Source organism: Streptomyces sp. SJL17-4, from assembly GCF_036826855.1.
Taxonomy (GTDB): Bacteria; Actinomycetota; Actinomycetes; order Streptomycetales; family Streptomycetaceae; genus Streptomyces.
On sequence record NZ_CP104578.1, the window covers coordinates 7,555,835 to 7,571,744 of the forward strand.

Annotated in this window: 10 protein-coding genes; 5 read left to right on the forward strand and 5 right to left on the reverse strand. The window is 71.9% G+C overall.

The features are described 5' to 3' along the window. Positions 1-65 precede the first annotated feature (65 nt). The 4 genes from N5875_RS34115 to N5875_RS34130 form a co-directional block, all read right to left on the reverse strand. Complete coding sequence (locus N5875_RS34115; protein WP_338498093.1) at positions 66-4,382, reverse strand: alpha-(1->3)-arabinofuranosyltransferase family protein; 4,317 nt, start codon at positions 4,380-4,382, stop codon at positions 66-68. A gap of 22 nt (positions 4,383-4,404) precedes the next feature. Further along, positions 4,405-5,082, reverse strand: a complete 678-nt coding sequence (locus N5875_RS34120) for a class I SAM-dependent methyltransferase (protein WP_051874361.1) — start codon at positions 5,080-5,082, stop codon at positions 4,405-4,407. Positions 5,083-5,218: 136 nt separating this feature from the next. Next, positions 5,219-6,445 carry a glycosyltransferase family 4 protein gene (locus N5875_RS34125; protein WP_338498094.1) on the reverse strand — a complete coding sequence of 409 codons (1,227 nt, stop codon included), beginning with the start codon at positions 6,443-6,445 and terminating at the stop codon, positions 5,219-5,221. Positions 6,446-6,808: 363 nt separating this feature from the next. After that, positions 6,809-7,765, reverse strand: a complete 957-nt coding sequence (locus N5875_RS34130) for a DUF3068 domain-containing protein (RefSeq protein ID WP_338498096.1) — start codon at positions 7,763-7,765, stop codon at positions 6,809-6,811. Between the two features lie 238 nt (positions 7,766-8,003). Between N5875_RS34130 and N5875_RS34135 the strand changes: the two genes are divergently transcribed. The 4 genes from N5875_RS34135 to N5875_RS34150 all read left to right on the forward strand — a co-directional run bounded on the left by N5875_RS34135 (position 8,004) and on the right by N5875_RS34150 (position 14,185). Beyond that, positions 8,004-8,186 (forward strand): hypothetical protein, encoded by a 183-nt coding sequence (locus N5875_RS34135; protein ID WP_318206401.1) that lies wholly within the window; start codon positions 8,004-8,006, stop codon positions 8,184-8,186. Between the two features lie 85 nt (positions 8,187-8,271). Next, positions 8,272-9,459, forward strand: coding sequence for a helix-turn-helix domain-containing protein (locus N5875_RS34140; protein ID WP_338498097.1), 1,188 nt, complete (start codon positions 8,272-8,274; stop codon positions 9,457-9,459). Positions 9,460-10,285: 826 nt separating this feature from the next. Then, positions 10,286-12,619, forward strand: coding sequence for an AAA family ATPase (locus N5875_RS34145; protein WP_318206399.1), 2,334 nt, complete (start codon positions 10,286-10,288; stop codon positions 12,617-12,619). A gap of 201 nt (positions 12,620-12,820) precedes the next feature. Further along, positions 12,821-14,185 (forward strand): glutamine synthetase family protein, encoded by a 1,365-nt coding sequence (locus tag N5875_RS34150; RefSeq protein ID WP_338498099.1) that lies wholly within the window; start codon positions 12,821-12,823, stop codon positions 14,183-14,185. Between the two features lie 125 nt (positions 14,186-14,310). Here the strand turns inward: N5875_RS34150 and N5875_RS34155 are convergent, their stop codons facing one another. After that, complete coding sequence (locus N5875_RS34155) at positions 14,311-15,045, reverse strand: 2OG-Fe dioxygenase family protein (protein WP_318206397.1); 735 nt, start codon at positions 15,043-15,045, stop codon at positions 14,311-14,313. Between the two features lie 268 nt (positions 15,046-15,313). Between N5875_RS34155 and N5875_RS34160 the strand changes: the two genes are divergently transcribed. Continuing rightward, a complete protein-coding gene (locus N5875_RS34160; RefSeq protein WP_318206396.1) occupies positions 15,314-15,898 on the forward strand; it encodes an isochorismatase family cysteine hydrolase in 585 nt (194 codons plus the stop codon). Positions 15,899-15,910: the final 12 nt, after the last annotated feature.

A 15,910-nucleotide genomic window follows, 5' to 3' on the forward strand; every position in this document is an offset into this window, starting at 1 on the left:
CCTGCCGGGAGGGCCCCCGAGATTCTCGGGGGTGGTCCCCGTACCCGCCGCGGTGCACGGCTCGGTCACGAGGGGCCACCGCCGTCCGGCCGCCAGAGGGGCTGCTCCGGCCGGTGCCCGTCGCCGGTGCTTCGCGGCCTGGCCGAGACCACCGGTCCGGCTTCCGGCGCGGCGGAACCGCCGTCGCCTTCATGCCCGTCGCCGTCTGCCCATCCGTCGTCACCTCCGTGCCGGTCGCCGTCCCCGCGCCCGGCGGCGGCCGTCGGCCGTACCGCCGTCACCAGCGCGGCAGACAGGGCCACCAGCGTGAGCACCTGCGCCAAGCCGCTGAACGCGCCGGTCCCGTCGGCGACCGGATCCCCGGCGCCCAGGGCCGCGACGAGTCCGGCGCCGCCCATCGCCACCGCCGCTGTCGGGACCAGCACACCCGGCCTGAATCGCGCCGCCACGGCGAGTACGGGCACGACCAGGGCCAGCGGCCCCGCCGCCACCGCGACGACCGCGGTCAGCACCAGCGTTCCGAGCAGCATCCCCGGGGCCGCCGGTTCGGGCAGCTTCTCGTCGGTGCCACCGTCGTCGCGCCGACGGCCCACGAAGGCCAGGGCGGCCAGGGCGACGAGCGCGAGCGCACCGCCGGCCAGGGCCGTCCGGTACGAACCGGAGGGCTCGAACTCCATGGTCACCGTGCCGGAGGCGCCGGCCGGGATCACCCAGGCCTGCTGCCAGCCGTCGAGGCGCACCGGCTCGAGCTCCGTGCCGTCCAGGGTGGCCTTCCAGCCGTCGTTGGCGTTCTCGTAGGTCCGCAGGTAGGCGGCCTCGCCCGCGCCCGCCGACACCGAGACGGTCCGGCTGTCGTCGGCCCACCTGGTGACGGTGGCCTCGCGGCCCGCCGCTCCGTCCATGGCCCGCGGGGTGCCGCGGGTCAGCGTGACGTCGGTGATCGCCAGCGGGCCCGCGTCACTCGCCTCCACCTCGTGGTCGCCGGACGGGAGCTCCAGGGTGCCGTCCTTCTCCTCGCCCGCGCAGAGGGTGACGGTGACGGGGCGCCGCTCGGTGAGGTCCCGGACGAGCCCGGAGGCCTTCGTCTTGTGCAGGACACCGCCCACGGCGAGGTCAGGACCCTCACCGCACGGCAGCGAGAAGCGGGCGGACGACTTCGGCCGCGGCACCCGCAGGTCGGCAAGGGCGGGAACGTGCACCTCGCTCAGCCCGACGGGCAGTTGCAGCTGCGCGTCCGCCACCGGGTTGTGAACGGTGAGCGGCGCGACCCTGGTGAGGGAGATGTCGAGCCGGTTCGTCTCGATCGCCGGGAAGCGGACCCGCCCGTTCTCGTCCACGTCGGCCACCGCGGCGCCGTGCGGGGAGCTGATCATCACCTGCTCGGGCCGGGTGGACACCCCGCCCGCCGGCGCGAGGATGATCTCGTCGATCTTCTTCATCGAGGGCCAGCTCAGGTGGACGACCGGCCGGTCGCCGGCGATCCAGGCGGTCGTCAGATCGCCGTCGACCAGGTTGCGGGCGCCGAGTGAGGTGCCGTTGCGGCTGGTGGAATCCACGGCGGCGGTCAGCCGGTTCTTCGATCCGGGGGCCGAGCGGTCGAGCAGTCGGTCCAGCGCGCCGCCGGGTACGGCGACGGCTCGCGCGGACACCTCGTACTCGCCCGACTCCTCGGTGCTGAACCGCCGGTGCAGTCCCACCTCGGCCGAGGCGGGCGACAGGCCGCCTGCGTCGGTACCGCGGTGCAGGGAGTACACGGTCGCCTCCGCGTCGGTGTTCTCCGCGTCGGCGGGCAGCTCCAGCAGGCGCGTCACCTGCACGTCCGGGATCGACACCTCGGAGAATCCGGCGCCGGAGAGTCCCGGGCGCGCCTGCTGAGCGGCAAGGACGGTGATCTTCATCCAGGAGGCCTCACCGGCGGGGGCCTTGACGGTCTGCGGCAGGCCGTCCGTCCGCAGGGGGCTGTCGGCCGAGCCGCGGTCGGTCTCGATCCGCACCTGGGTGGGCGCCGCGCGCATGGCGTCGCCCGGCAGGGGCGTCAGCTGGATCGAGGCCGGGATGTCGGTCGGCCGGGAGAAGTCCACCCGGAGCCACTGTCCGACCGGCTCGCCGGGGCTGCCCTCGGCCCACGCGGTGTCCGGGTTGCCGTCGAAGGCGTTCACCGGGTCGTACTGCGGCAGGTGGAACAGCCAGTTGCCGCTGCTGGAGGCCGTCACGGCCTGGGCGCCGCGCAGCATCGCCGTCGTCTGGTGACCGGTGCCCTCCGACGGCAGGATCTGCTTGGGCTCCTCGCCCGGGTTCTGCAGGCTGCCGGAGTGATTGCGCTCGTCCGCGGTGTAGGTGTACGAGGTGTTGTTGTTGACCAGGCCGAACCGGGTGTCGGCCCGGCGCAGTCCGTCCGCGACCGCCTTCACCGGTGCCACGACGCCCTTGGGAAGGGTGTCCCCCGCCAGTACGGCCGGACGGCCGGTCATCGAGGGATCGGCGGACAGCTGGAGCAGCGCCTCGGGTCCGCCACTGACCACGGCCGTGTCGGCCACGGCCGAGACGCCGACCCTGCCGGGCCTCCCGGCGTCCTGCGGCTGGTAGATCTCCACGGCCTGGAGCCGCGGGTAGAGCCCCTGGACCTGGAGCGGGGTGCCGGCGGCGATGCGCCCGCCGGTCACCAGCGGGCCGAATCCGGTGACCTTGCGGTAGCCGGACGACTCCAGGGTCCGCTTCACCGTCTGCGGCGGGACGTAGCCGATCTGGTCGGGGTCGAGGTCGTTGCGGACGACCACCTCGTGCATGCCGGCCCGGGCAAGGTACGCCCGGAGGCCCCGGACCTCGGCGCCGGACAGCAGCGCCTGCTCGACGGCGTCCGTCATACGGCGTGCTCCGGGGGTGCCGAAGGGGACGAAGTCGCGCTGTGCCCAGGGGGTCTCGGCCAGCACGTCGAACGGCTGGTCGATGGGGGAACCCCAGGTGTAGATGCCGTGCGCGGTCGCGGGGACGACCAGGGCCCGGCTGTCCCGGGCATGGTCCTTGAGCCAGCCGGCGGCCTGCTCCCAGTGGGTGGGCAGCTTGGTGAACGCTCCGGGCTGGAGGATCGAGCCGTTGACGTACGGGAGCGCCAGACCGGGCAGGACGAGCACGGCCGCGGCCGCGGGCACCCAGCGGCGACCGCGGAGTGCGTGAGAGCCTCTGCTCTCGGACAGCACGGCCGTCAGATGGGCGAGTCCGAGGACGAGCGCGAGGGCCAGTCCCGGCTGGAACTTGTAGATGTTGCGGAACGGCTTCAACGGCCCGTTCAGCCAGTCCTGGACGGCGCCGTGGAAGGGACCGCCGAAGGATCCGGCGTACCCGGCGAGCGCGATCAGGACGACGGCCAGGACGGTCAGGAGCAGCCACCGGCGCTCCGGCAGGTCCCGCCGTGCCAGGCCGGCGAGGCCGAGCGCCGCGGCGAACGCCGAGCCGAGGACGGTGACGACGGAGGTCGCGACGGTCCAGCCGGCGGGCAGCCACGCCTCACCGAAGTTCAGGTAGGCCACCCAGTTGCCGGCGCCGCGCAGCAGCTCGGTCGCGGACATGGTGGCGGTGGTGGTGTCGGCCTGCTCGACGTACGGCATGAAGTTCTCGCCGTACGCGCCCAGCAGGAGCAGCGGCACCACCCACCACACGGTGGCGAGGAAGACGCCCGGGATCCACCAGCCGAGCAGCGCGCGCCGGCGCCGGCCGGGCGGGCGGCTGAGGAGGTAGAGGCCCACGGGCAGCAGCGCGGCCAGTGTCGAGGCGGCGTTCACGCCGCCCATGAAGGGGATCAGCAGGGCCGACCGTGCGGCGGCCTTCCGGGGGCTGTACGCCGCGGAGGTCAGCGGCAGCAGCACCCAGGGCAGCAGGGCACCGGGCAGCGCGGCGGCGGAGGTCGAGCCGATGACGATCGTGAAGGTGGGCCACAGCGCGTAGGCCACGGCGCCGAGGACCCGGGTCGCGGGCGTCCCCACGCGCAGCCGCTCGGCGAGCCGGAGCGCGCCCCAGAACGCGGCGGTCACGATGGCCGAGAGCCAGAGCCGTTCGGCCAGCCAGACCGGCACCTGCAGCAGGTCCATGAGCCCGTAGTAGGGGAGTGCCGGGAAGGCGTAGCCGACGTACTGGTTGGCTATGCCGCCGAGGCCGACGTTCCCGTTCCACAGCGAACCGAGGTCGCCGAGGAAGCGCCAGGGGTCGAGGGCGACGCCGAGTTTGGTCTCGAACGTCATCTTCCCCGGTGACACCGCGAGGAACGCCACCAGGACGAGGGCCCAGAAAGCGAACAGCAGGCGGCGTCCGCGCGGTTCGCCGGACGCCTCCGCCGGCGTCGGGCCGGGCTGCGGCACCCGGGTGGGCGCCTGGACCGTAGTGGTCATGACCGTTCCTCGCTTCGCATGCTCATGGGCTTCGCCTGAGAATCAGCAGCAGATTCCAGGTGGCGATCTCGCGGAGTCCCGGCACCCGGGTGATCGTGCTCGCGAGGAACGGCCAGTAGCGTGACCGCGCTGTCACGACCTGCACGTCGTCGCGACCGCGGACGTGCCGCAGGGTGGAACCGATGTGGACGGGGAAGAGGTTCTCCCCGAGCGTGTGCTTGGCCGCGCGGCCGGTGCGGCGTTCGTAGCGCGCGCGGGCCCGCTCCGCCCCGAGGTAGTGCCACGGCGCGGTCTCGTGACCTCCCCAGGGCGAGAGCCAGTTGGTGAACGACAGGTAGATCAGCCCGCCGGGGCGGGTGACCCGCGCCATCTCGCTGATGAACGTCTGCGGATCCGACACGTGCTCGAGCACGTTGGACGAGAAGCACACGTCCGCGACGCCGTCGGCGAGCGGCAGCAGGTACCCGTCGGCGAGGACCGCGTCCTCGGTGGTACGGCCGCGGGCGTTCAGCTCCCGCGGGTCGGGCTCGAAGAGGTAGCTCTGCGCGCCCCGGCGGCGGAACTCCTCGGTGAAGTGTCCGCTGCCGCCGCCGACGTCGACGACGATCTTGCCGGCCAGATCGACATGGCGTGCCACCTGGGCGACCGAGTCACGGGCCAACAGGGTGTAGCACCGCTCGGGGTCGCTGGGTTCGCGCATGAACGCCCGGAAGAGGGCGGCCGACCGCCTCAACGACGGGTCCTTGAAGCCGTGTTCGGCGGTGCCCGCCGACGGGTTCTCGAAGCCGTGTGCGGTGTCGTCGGCCGATGGAGCTCCGGGCTCGCGCTCGGTGGTCTCAGTCATGGACACTCCTGCCGCGTCCGGGGACCGCGGTGCGGGCCACGGCCTCGGCGGCGACCGCCTGGAACTGACGGACCGTCGCGCTCCAGCGGAAGCGCTTGGCGCGCAGCACCGCGGCACGCCCCATGGCCGCGCGCCGGTCGGCACTGAGGGACAGGGCGCACCACGCGGCGGCGAACGAACTCTCGCCCCGGGCGAGCACGCCGGTCTCCCCGTCCTCGACGGAGTCGCGCAGGCCGGGGATGTCGAATCCGATCGCGGGGGTGGCCCGCGCGGCCGCCTCGGTGACGACCAGGCCCCAGCCCTCGACGAGGGAGGGGTGCAGGAGCAGCCACGCCTCGCACATCAGCCGGTGCTTCTCGGCTTCCGACACCCTGCCGGCGAACGTCACGGAGGGGCCGGCCATGGCTTCGAGCCGCTCCCGTTCGGGGCCGTCGCCCACGATGACGAGCCGGCCGCCGGTGACGGGGCGCACCCGCTCCCACAGCCGCAGGAGCAGGTCGACGCGCTTGTACTCCACCAGCCGGCCGACGGCCAAGAACAACGGTTCCCTCGCCTCGGGCAGCAGGGGGGCGGGCTCTTCGACGCCGTTGTTGACGATCCGGATGCGGTCCGGTGCCACGCCGATGGCGCGCAGCTCGGCGGCGGTCGACTCGGAGACGGCCACCATCAGGTTGTCGCGATGGGTGCCGGCCAGTGCCCAGTGCTCCAGTCTGCGTCCGAGCCGTGCCGCCGGGCCCGGGTAGCGCATCTGCCAGAGATCGGTGTGTACGTGGTTGACCAGGCACAACGTGGGCCCGCGGTGCCACAGCGGTGCGAGGTACGGCATGCCGTTGCACACTTCGACCAGCAGGTCGCAGTCGCCGACCTCACGGGCGAAGGTCGACCTGGCATGCAGGAAGTGACTCGCGTCGCCTCCCGCGGAGACCACCCGGTAGTCGCGTGCGGCGGCCGGACCTCCGCACACGAGCGTGACGTCGTGGCCGTCGGCGGTCAGACCGTCGGCTATCCGGTCGATGAGCAGTTCCGATCCGCCGGCGGCCCGGTTGGCCAGGTCGCGGCGGGCGAGGAAGGTGATCCGACGCGGCGCGGCCGTCACGGGGGACGCGGCGTGCGGATCGAGGGCGAGCGAGTCGGTGACGTGGCTGCCGGTGCGTGCTTGAGCGGGGACGGAAGGGGAGTCCTCCTGGCCGGGGGCCAGGGCGGACGAGCGCTGGGGCATAGAGGTGCTCCAACTCGGCGGCTGAGGGTGGGATGCGCACGGGGATACGCATGAGGGTGTGCCGGGCTTCCGGGGATGAAGCGCTGGGCTGGCTCGTACGGGGTCTGTGGGTACGGGTACTGCGGGGCACGGGACTGCGGTACGGGTACTGCGGGGGTACGGGGACTGCGGTACGGGTACTGCGGGGCACGGGACTGCGGGGGACGGGACTGCGGACACCGCGGGGGCCGGCAGCCGAGGGTGGCGGCCGGTTCCAGCGGACACGTTGGCTTTACCGCGGGGTAACATCAGTGTTCGGTCGAGCATTCGTTCCGGCTACTCACGCCGATGACAATTTCGGGACTTTGGGCAGGCCCGTTTCACTCACTCTGTTGAGTGTTCGCCCCGCCGGGGACCGCGGATCAGCAGCACGGCGCCGACGACCGCCAGCAGACCGCCCGCCACGCCGCCCACGAGCGGCGCGGTCTCGCCGAGCAGCGCCAGCCGGCCGCTGTCGTCGGAGGCCAGCGCGACCTGCTCGCGCCGGGTCTTCTCCGTGAACTCCAGCCCCTCACTGGCCAGCAGGGTGACCGCGTCCTTCTTCGACCCCGGGGCCCGCAGCGTCTTCTTCGGCGCGATCAGCGCGTTCATGATCCGGCCCGTGCGCTGGTCCACGGTCAGCTCGATCCTCGCGTTGGAGTACCACTCCTCCGCGAGGATCTGGCCCCCCTTCGAGCTGCCCACCAGAACGCCGGGCACCAGACGGGTGCCGGTCGGGGTGGCCTCGACCTTGCCGACGAAGCGGTAGCCCTCGCGCCCGTCGACCTTCGCGACCTTCTCGAACTCCAGCGGCACGGTGGCACCCAGGGTGCTGTCCCACCAGGAGTAGGCGCGCTTCTCGACGTCGAACGGGAACTTCAGATAGGCCTCGCCCTCGAACTCGGGCTTCTCCTCGCAGCAGCGCACCGGCAGGTTCGTCCGGCGGTCGGTCACCCAGCGTTCGGTGGTCCACTGCAGGGATTTGCGCGGGTCGCCCAGCGCGAGCGTCTTCGGCGAGTCGATCTGGGTCGACACGTCCCAGATCGCGTTTCCGCTGCGCTCGCCGGCGGCGACGTCCCCCAGGACACGACGGGTGATCGTGAGCGTCTGGCCGTCCACCTCGGCGACGGACCCGGTGTCGAAGTAGCTGCCCCGACCGCTGAAGACCGTCGTGGAGTCCACATCGGTCGGTGTGCGCTTGGCGCGCGGCTCCACGTACCAGACCAGCAGCTGGGTGAGCACCAGCAGGAAGACTCCGACCCCCAGCAGAATCAGGGACAAAGGTGATATTGAACGACGCATACGGGTACTCCAATACGGGCGCGACGTGCGAGGGGGCTCGTGGGCCGTGTGGGAAGGAGGCGCACACACGGGGTGCAGCCTGACCGGGGCGAGAATGCGTACCCGGGAGTAACAGTCCTGTGGCGGCGAAATTAGGCGGCTCTTGACCACCTGTCAATGCGCCTCTCATACTGGCGGCGCCGGACCGGGCCGGCGCGCTGGGTGACAGACCTCGATGACCGAGAGGCCGATCATCCCCATGCCCAGACTGCTTGCCGCCTTCCTGACCTGCGTCGCCGCCGCCCTCCTGGCCGCGGGCGCCGCCTTCGGAATCGTCGCCGCTCTCGACGCCACACCCGAGCAGCGGAATGTGCCGCTCGTCACGTTCCCCGAATCGCCCACGGGCGACACGACCAGCACGGCCGGCTCCGGCGCGGGCTAGGTTGGATATGCGTCCCGCAGACCGAGCGCGTACGGACCGGACGCCCAGGAGCGGTGTGGTGGAAACGTCGTCAGCGTGGCACGACGTGCCACGAGAACGGATTCAGCAGTTCGCCGACCGCGCCCTGGAGCAGGTCCCCGAACTGGCCCAGGACATCCTCGCCGAGATCCGGCGGGAGTATCCGGGCCTGGTGCTCCTCCCTGACGAGTCCGGAGAACCGAAGGCCCTGGTGGCCATCCGGCACGCCCTCGAGCTCTTCGTGGAACAGATGACCACGGGGTCCGACCGGCCGCGTGCCCTCCCGGAGCTGTTCCGGGACTTCGGCCGCGGCGAGGTCTCCCAAGGGCGCAGCCTGGACTCCTTGCAGGGGATCTACCGGCTGGGCGTCCGCCTCTCCTGGCGGCGCATGGCGGAGGTCGGCCAGCAGGTCGACATCCCGCCTTCGGCCATGTACGAACTGGCCGAGTCGGCGTTCGAGTACCTCGACGTCATGGTGGCCCAGTCGGTACGCGGCTACGCCGAAGCCGTCGCCCGCCGGGCCGGGGAGCGCCTGCGCCTGCAACGGCTGCTCGTCGATCTCCTGCTCACCGAACACCGCACGGATCCGACCGCCCTGCTCGCCGACCGCGCGGCCGACCTGGGCTGGCAGCTGCCCGGGAGGGTCGCGGTGGCGGTGCTGCTCCGCCCCGCCCAGGAAGCCGTCGCCCCTGCCGTGGGCGACGAGATGCTGCTCGACATGGAAGGCGCGCAGCCGCGTCTGGTGGTACCGGACCCGGACGCCCCCGGACGAGCGGAGCTGCTGGACCGGGCGGTGACCGGCTGGTCCGGGGCGATCGGCCCGTCGGTCCCCCTGGCGGAGGCCGTCACGTCACTGCGCTGGGCGGAGGCCGCCGTCGGGATGATCGAGCAGGGGCTGCTGCCACGGGGGCGGCTCCTGCACTGCGGCGAGCACGTCGAAGCCCTGGTGCTGCTGCCCGCGGGTGAGCTGATCGACGATCTGGCGCGGCGGCGGCTGGCGCAGCTGGACGAGACCGGCGGCCCGGCGCACGCCCAACGACTCGCCGAGACGCTGCTGGCCTGGCTGGAGACACGGGGTGGTGCTCCCGAGGTGGCCGCCCGGCTCGGAGTCCACCCGCAGACGGTGCGCTACCGCCTGAGGCAGCTCCGTGAGTTGTGGGGCGACGACCTGGACGACCCGGACCGCCGCTTCGAACTGGAGCTGGCGCTCCGCGCCCGGCGGCTGCGCGGCGATCTGGCCCCACCGTCCGACTGACCTCGGGACGGCCAAGGCGAAGCGGGGATGATCTACGACTGCGAAAGTATCGCGAGCGGAAATCGGCCGACCGTATTCGGCCCCCTATTCGCCGCGCATACGACCGCACGCGAATCCCCCGGAGAATGAATTGCACCAAGCTGCCGGCGCCCTGGCATGATTCGGCCATATGGCATCGAAGCCGCAGGTCAGTGGCGTCACCGGTGGTTCCCGAAGTATCACCGGAAACCCACTTCAGTGACCCGGTCGGCCACCGATGGGTTGCAGACCGACTATCGGCGCGCACGGCTTTCCCTCGCAGCTCGGCCAGGCGACAGCCATGGGCCTGTTCCGGGGCCTCCGGTACGCGGACCCTTGTGGTGGGTATTGCGCTCAGTCGGCGCCCGCGGTGCCGGATGCGGGAGGATCCGCCAACGCTGCCCGCTCCGGGGCGTGGCTTATTTGTACCGTCCTCGCAGCGAATCACCCTTTGTTCTGGGTCCGGGTGAGAATTCATCGGAGGTTCCGACGCATCCTGCAACTTGACAGATTTGCGGCGCGAACAGCGGGTGAAACGGTGGAGCGGCGACCAGAGGCGGGAAAGGGGTGAAGGGGTCCCATGGGGCGAGATCGGGGCAAATTCAGGCAGTGGTTAAGGGGGATTTCAGCGATTCATCTGCGCAAGATGCATCGGGAATTGTATTGTGCAGTCGTCACCTCCCTGTGATCATCGTGGGCATGCCCGTCGTACCGTTAGCAGTGAGCCGCCTACAACCCTTTGGCGGACTTCTTGCAGAGCAAACAGGGGGGAACACTCATGCCTGTGATCTCGGACTTGCCCACCGACATGGCCGAATTACTGCTGGAGCCGCGACCCCCGATTCACGTCCTCGAGGTGACCGGTGACCGCTGGACCGGAAAGAGCACCCTGCTCGCCCAGTTGGCCGACGACGCGGAGGCGCGCGGCTGGCGGGTCGTCGTCGGGCGGGCGTCCGTGCAGCCCTCTTCGGCCCGGGCCCCCTTCGGACTGTTCCTCGGCGTGATGGACGACCTCCTGACCAGAGGAAGCACCTGCGTGGGGGACGAAGGACAGGAAGGGCGGGACGACGACGCGTTCGGCGGGCTGTTGGGGCTGGGCGAGGGGACCGCCGAGCTGCGGGACGACCCCGTCTTCCGGTACCAGAACTTCCGCGTCGTGCGCGGGCTCCTGGAGGAGGCCTCGGCCTCGCGCGGGCTGCTCATCGTCCTCGACGACGTGCACTGGGCCGATGAGAGCTCCCTGGAGCTCCTGGAACACCTCGTGCGTCATCCTCCGCGCGGAACCGTGCTGATCGCGCTGGCGCACCGGCCGCGCCAGAGCAGCCTTCAGCTGCACACCGTACTCAACGAGGCCGTACGGGACGGCCAGGCCCGCAGGGTCGTACCGCCCCGGCTCTCCGCCGAGGAGGCCGGAGCCCTGCTGCCCGAGGACATCAGCCGCGTACAGAGCTCGCTGCTCCTGGAGGCATCGGACCACAACCCCGGACTCCTCAAGGCCTTCGCCTCGATGCGGCTTCCCCCGCACCCCCAGTGGCCCTCCCGGGCCAACCTTCCCGTAGAGGCCCTCGCCGAGGTGCTCCGCGACTTCCACGCCCTGTCGTCGCTGGGCTGGCGAGTGGCCAGGGCCGCCGCGATCCTCGACGAACCGTTCAGCCTCAACGTCCTGCAAGCCGTCTCGCAGGTCGACGACGAGGAACTGCAGGCGGCGATCGACGAACTCGCCGGGCAGGACATCTTCGAGGCCGAAGCGGACGCCCGGCACCTCAGGTTCAGCAACTCCCTGCTCCGGGCCGCCGCCCACCAGTCGACCGGCCCCGGCTGGCTGCTCGGCGCACACGCCCGCGCCGCACGCCTGCTCGCCCGCCAGCGCACCGACGAGGTGCGGCTCGCGGAACACCTGCAGTTCCAGATCGCAGGTGAGGACAGTCGCACCAGCCGCCTCCTGCTGGACGCGGCCGCCGGCCACCGGTGGACGGACGCCATGGACGCCTCCGCCTGGGCCCAGGCAGCGCTGACCATCGGCGACTCGGGTGGCGACGAGGCCTGGGCCACGACCGTACTGGGCAGTGCGCTCGCCCTCTCGGGCCGGCTCGGCCGCAGTCTGGAAACGCTCCAGCGCGTGGGCGGGAGCACCGAATCCCCCGCCCATGGCGTGGAGGCGCTGCTCTGGACGGCCTGGGCCCGGCGGATGCTCGGCGAGGGGGAGTCGGCCGAGCGCGAACTGGCCGAGGCGGTGCGTTCGGCGTCAGGCCTCGGCCCCGTGGAGCGGGCCGAGCTGCTCGCCGGCTGGGTGTCCTGCCTGCTCCACCTGGGCAGGCCGGTGCCCGCCGAGACGATGGTGGAACTCCTCGGCCCGGTCGAGTCCCTGTCGGCCGGCGAGCGGGTGCGGGTCCACGCGTTGTGCGCGATGGCGGGGCTGCGCGAGAGCGGCGCTACGGGGGCCAGGGCGCGGGCCCAGACGGATGCCGCGGCCCGAATACTCGACCCGCTGCGGGACGACGACTTCGTCGAGCACATGGACGGGCTGTTCTGGCTGGCCCGGGCCGAGGCGGAGCTGAAACGGACCGAGGCGGCGATAGGGCATCTGGAGCGCGGCCTCAGCATGGCCGAGGGCCGGCGCTTCCACACCGTGGTCCCGCTCTTCGCGGGGACGCTCGCCCGGGTCGAGTCGGGTGCGGGGGATCCGCACAGCGCGGTCCGGCACGCCGCCGTCGCGGTCACGGCCGCCGGCCGTACCGACAGCCCGTACCTGCGGGAGCGTTGCGAGGGCATCCACGAGGAGCTCGCCTCGGGCCACGGCAGGGCCGCCGACATCGGGCGCCTTGCCGTGCCCGCAGGCGTCGTCGGCAGAAGCGGAGGCGAGGCGGGGGTGGCGGCCGGAGCGCTCGACGCACTGAGCAAGCGCGAGCTCCAGATAGCGGTCCTGGTGAGCAACGGCCGGACCAACAGCCAGATCGCCCGGGCGCTCGTCATCAGCCAGAAGACGGTGGAGACGCACCTCGGCCGGATCTTCAAGAAGCTGGCGGTGGCCTCCCGTGCCGAGGTCGCTGCTTGCGTCGGCCGCTCCCAGGACCACCGCGTCCCGCTGCCCCGCACCGGCGTGGGGGCCCGGAGTCTTCTCAGCTCCCAGGCCGCCTCCTGAGAACGGTCACCACCCGCCGTACCCGTACCCGGCCCGGGGCGGGCGCGGCGGGCCCCGCTGCAGTCGGGAGACTTCCCGACTGGCACCGCTCCCGCGCCGGTGGGCGAGGGATTCCCCCGACTCCTGGGCACCGAGGGCCTCTTGTCACGATCGAGGCCCCGCGCACCTGCCCCGCTCCGACCGACACCCAGGAGAACCCCCATGACACGCCGCCGAGGCATGCTGACCCCGGCCGAGCTCGAGGCCCGCGTGGCCGCGGGCGAGATCGACACCGTCGTCCTGGCCTTCACCGACATGCAGGGCCGGCTCCAGGGAAAGCGGTTCTCCGCCGAGTTCTTCCTCGACGACGTGCTCGCCCACGGCGCCGAGGGCTGCGACTACCTGCTCGCCGTCGACGTCGACATGCGGACCGTCGAGGGCTACGAGAACTCCTCCTGGGAGCAGGGGTACGGGGACTTCCGGCTGCTGCCCGACCTCGCCACCCTGCGGCTGATCCCCTGGCAGCCCGGCACCGCTCTCGCGCTCGCCGATCTCGCCCTGCACGACGGCACGCCTGTCGCCGTCTCGCCCCGCCAGATCCTGAAGGCGCAGATCGACCGCCTCGCCGCGCGGGGACTGCGGGCGATGGTCGGCACCGAGCTGGAGTTCGTGCTGTACCAGGACTCGTACGAGGAGGCGTGGCAGCGCGGCTACCAGGAACTGCGCCCGGCCACCGGCTACAACGTGGACTACTCCGTCCTCGGCACGTCCACGACCGAGCCGCTGCTGCGCCGTGTCCGTACCGAGATGGCCGGGGCGGGCATGTACGTGGAGGCGTCCAAGGGCGAGTGCAACCTCGGCCAGCACGAGGTGACCTTCCGGTACGCCGACGCCCTGACGACGTGCGACAACCACACCCTCTACAAGACGGGCGCCAAGGAGATCGCCGCGCAGGAGGGCCGCAGCATCACCTTCATGGCCAAACCCGACGAGCGCGAGGGCAACTCGTGCCACATCCACATCTCGCTGCGCGGCGAGGACGGCGAACCCGTACTCGCCGGCGACGGGCCGTACGGGCTCTCGCGGCTCGGCGAGGGATTCCTCGCGGGACAGCTCGCCGCCGTCCGCGAGCTCAGCCTGTTCTTCGCGCCCACCATCAACGCCTACAAGCGCTACCAGCCCGGCAGCTTCGCCCCGACCGCCGTCGCCTGGGGCGTCGACAACCGGACCTGCGCCCTGCGGCTCACCGGGCACGACTCCTCGCTGCGGATCGAGCACCGCGTCCCCGGGGGTGACGTCAACCCGTACCTGGCCGTCGCCGGGCTCCTCGCGGCCGGGCTCCGGGGGATCGACGAGGGGCTGTCCCCGGGCGAGCCCTTCCGGGGCAACGCGTACACGTCCGACGCGCCCCGGGTGCCGGGCACCCTGCGCGAGGCGCTCGCCCTGTGGGAGTCGGCCGAGCTGCCGGCGGCGGCCTTCGGTGAGCCGGTGGTGCGGCACTACGCGCACATGGCCAGGACCGAGGTGGCCGCATTCGACGCCGCCGTGACCGACTGGGAACTGCGCCGGGGCTTCGAGCGATTGTGAGCCCGTCGCCGTGGACCGCGACGCCCGCGACGCCCGCGACGCCCGCGACGCCCGCGACGCCCGCGACGCCCGCGACGCCCGCGGGGACCGCGGGGACCGCGGAGCGCGGATCGAGCGGGCTGAGGTCAGGTGGACAGTCGGTCGAAGTCGACGATCAGCACGTCTCGGTAGGCCGGCAGCGCGGGGTCGACGGCGCGCAGCGGGGTGACATCGTGCAGCAGCCGCCGGTCGTCCACGAGCAGCTGGTCGCCGGGTCGGGAGAGCGTCGATCGCAGCAGCAGCGTGTCGTCGTCGCCGTGCAGGGAACTCTCGCCCCCTTCCACGTTGTTCCGGTGCACCAGCAACGAGGTCACGAAGGTGGAGCCGTCCCGGTGCCGGCCCTGCGGAGCGGGCTTGCCGACCTGGTCCGCGCCGGTGACGATGCGGAAGGGGTGCAGCTTCACGTCCCAGGCGCCGATGCCCTCGGCGGCGGAGAAGATCTCGCCGAGCATGCGGACGACTCCGCTGGTGAGGGGGTTTGCGAGGAAGGCGTCGGTCAGCGGCTCGAAGTGCCGGTCGATCCCGCCGTTGAGCGGGTTGACCGCCGACTCCTGGCGGTAGGGGGCGTGCGGCAGCCGGCGCAGCCCGTCGGCATCGAGCCGGAAGTGCCCGTAGCGCCGGTTGCGGTAGGTTCCGCCGTCCTTCATGTACGTGTCGAGGACGAGGTCGTCCCAGTGGTCCGCGTAGGCCGCCCACTCGGCGTCGCCGACACCGAGCAGCCGCGACACGGTGTCCGCGCTCTGCAGGTGCCAGCCCTGCTTCACCAGATCCGCCGACGCGTTGGCGGCCGACGGTCCGGGTGTTGCGGTCTTCTCCGACATGGTGTGCGCATCCCCTCGCTTGTGATGTGAGATCTGCCCTCCGGCGCACCCGATGCTGACCAAGAGGGCCCTCGGGCGGTGAGTCGGGAGAACTCCGGAGGGGTCCGGCGTGTACGGCCGAGTCGGCGGCGACCACCCGGAGCCGCCGCCGGTCATGCCCGTCAGTGGTTCCCCCGACTGTTGCCGGACGCCGTGCCGGCGGGACCTTCGTTCCTACCGTGAGGCGCGTATGAGCCCTCGTCGCGTCCGCCACCTTCCGAGGAGACTCATGAGCAAGATCGCCGTCCTCACCAACGACCTCCAGGCCGACCTGATCAACAAGAACCAGGAGCGCATCGACGCCGTCGACGCGGCGACGCCGGCCTTCTCGGGGTTCCTGAAGGCGATGCGTGAGCGCGGCCACCACGTCGTCCACCTGCAGCTGATCAACCTCGCGGACGACCCGATCGCCGAGCGCTACGACGGCTGGCTGCCGGTGCAGAAGGGAACCGAGGGCGCTGCGATCGTCCCGGCCTTCCTCGACGAGGGCGACATCGTCCTGGAGAAGAACAAGGACAGCGGCTTCTACGAGACCGACCTGCACGAGCGCCTCCAGGCCCTCGGCGTGGACACCGTGATCATCACGGGCATGCAGAGCCAGATCTGCGTCCAGACCACCGCCGCCGACGCCTTCTTCCGCGGCTACAAGGTCTGGGTGCCGAGCGACTGCGTCGTCTCCGCCCGCGAGCAGGACAAGATCCGTGCCCTGGAGTGGATGGACGGCTACTGCGCCACCATCGCCACCTCCGAGGAGATCGTCGGCCTCCTGGACGCCGGCGACGAGCTGCCGCGCAAGGAGTTCCTCGTCCCCTGACGTCCCTCGTCC

Coding starts and splice junctions, on each gene's coding strand:
- N5875_RS34115 (WP_338498093.1), bottom strand. CDS start 4,382: ATGACCACTACGGTCCAGGCGCCCACCCGGGTGCCGCAGCCCGGCCCG.
- N5875_RS34120 (WP_051874361.1), bottom strand. CDS start 5,082: ATGCGCGAACCCAGCGACCCCGAGCGGTGCTACACCCTGTTGGCCCGT.
- N5875_RS34125 (WP_338498094.1), bottom strand. CDS start 6,445: ATGCCCCAGCGCTCGTCCGCCCTGGCCCCCGGCCAGGAGGACTCCCCT.
- N5875_RS34130 (WP_338498096.1), bottom strand. CDS start 7,765: ATGCGTCGTTCAATATCACCTTTGTCCCTGATTCTGCTGGGGGTCGGA.
- N5875_RS34135 (WP_318206401.1), top strand. CDS start 8,004: ATGCCCAGACTGCTTGCCGCCTTCCTGACCTGCGTCGCCGCCGCCCTC.
- N5875_RS34145 (WP_318206399.1), top strand. CDS start 10,286: ATGGCCGAATTACTGCTGGAGCCGCGACCCCCGATTCACGTCCTCGAG.
- N5875_RS34150 (WP_338498099.1), top strand. CDS start 12,821: ATGACACGCCGCCGAGGCATGCTGACCCCGGCCGAGCTCGAGGCCCGC.
- N5875_RS34155 (WP_318206397.1), bottom strand. CDS start 15,045: ATGTCGGAGAAGACCGCAACACCCGGACCGTCGGCCGCCAACGCGTCG.
- N5875_RS34160 (WP_318206396.1), top strand. CDS start 15,314: ATGAGCAAGATCGCCGTCCTCACCAACGACCTCCAGGCCGACCTGATC.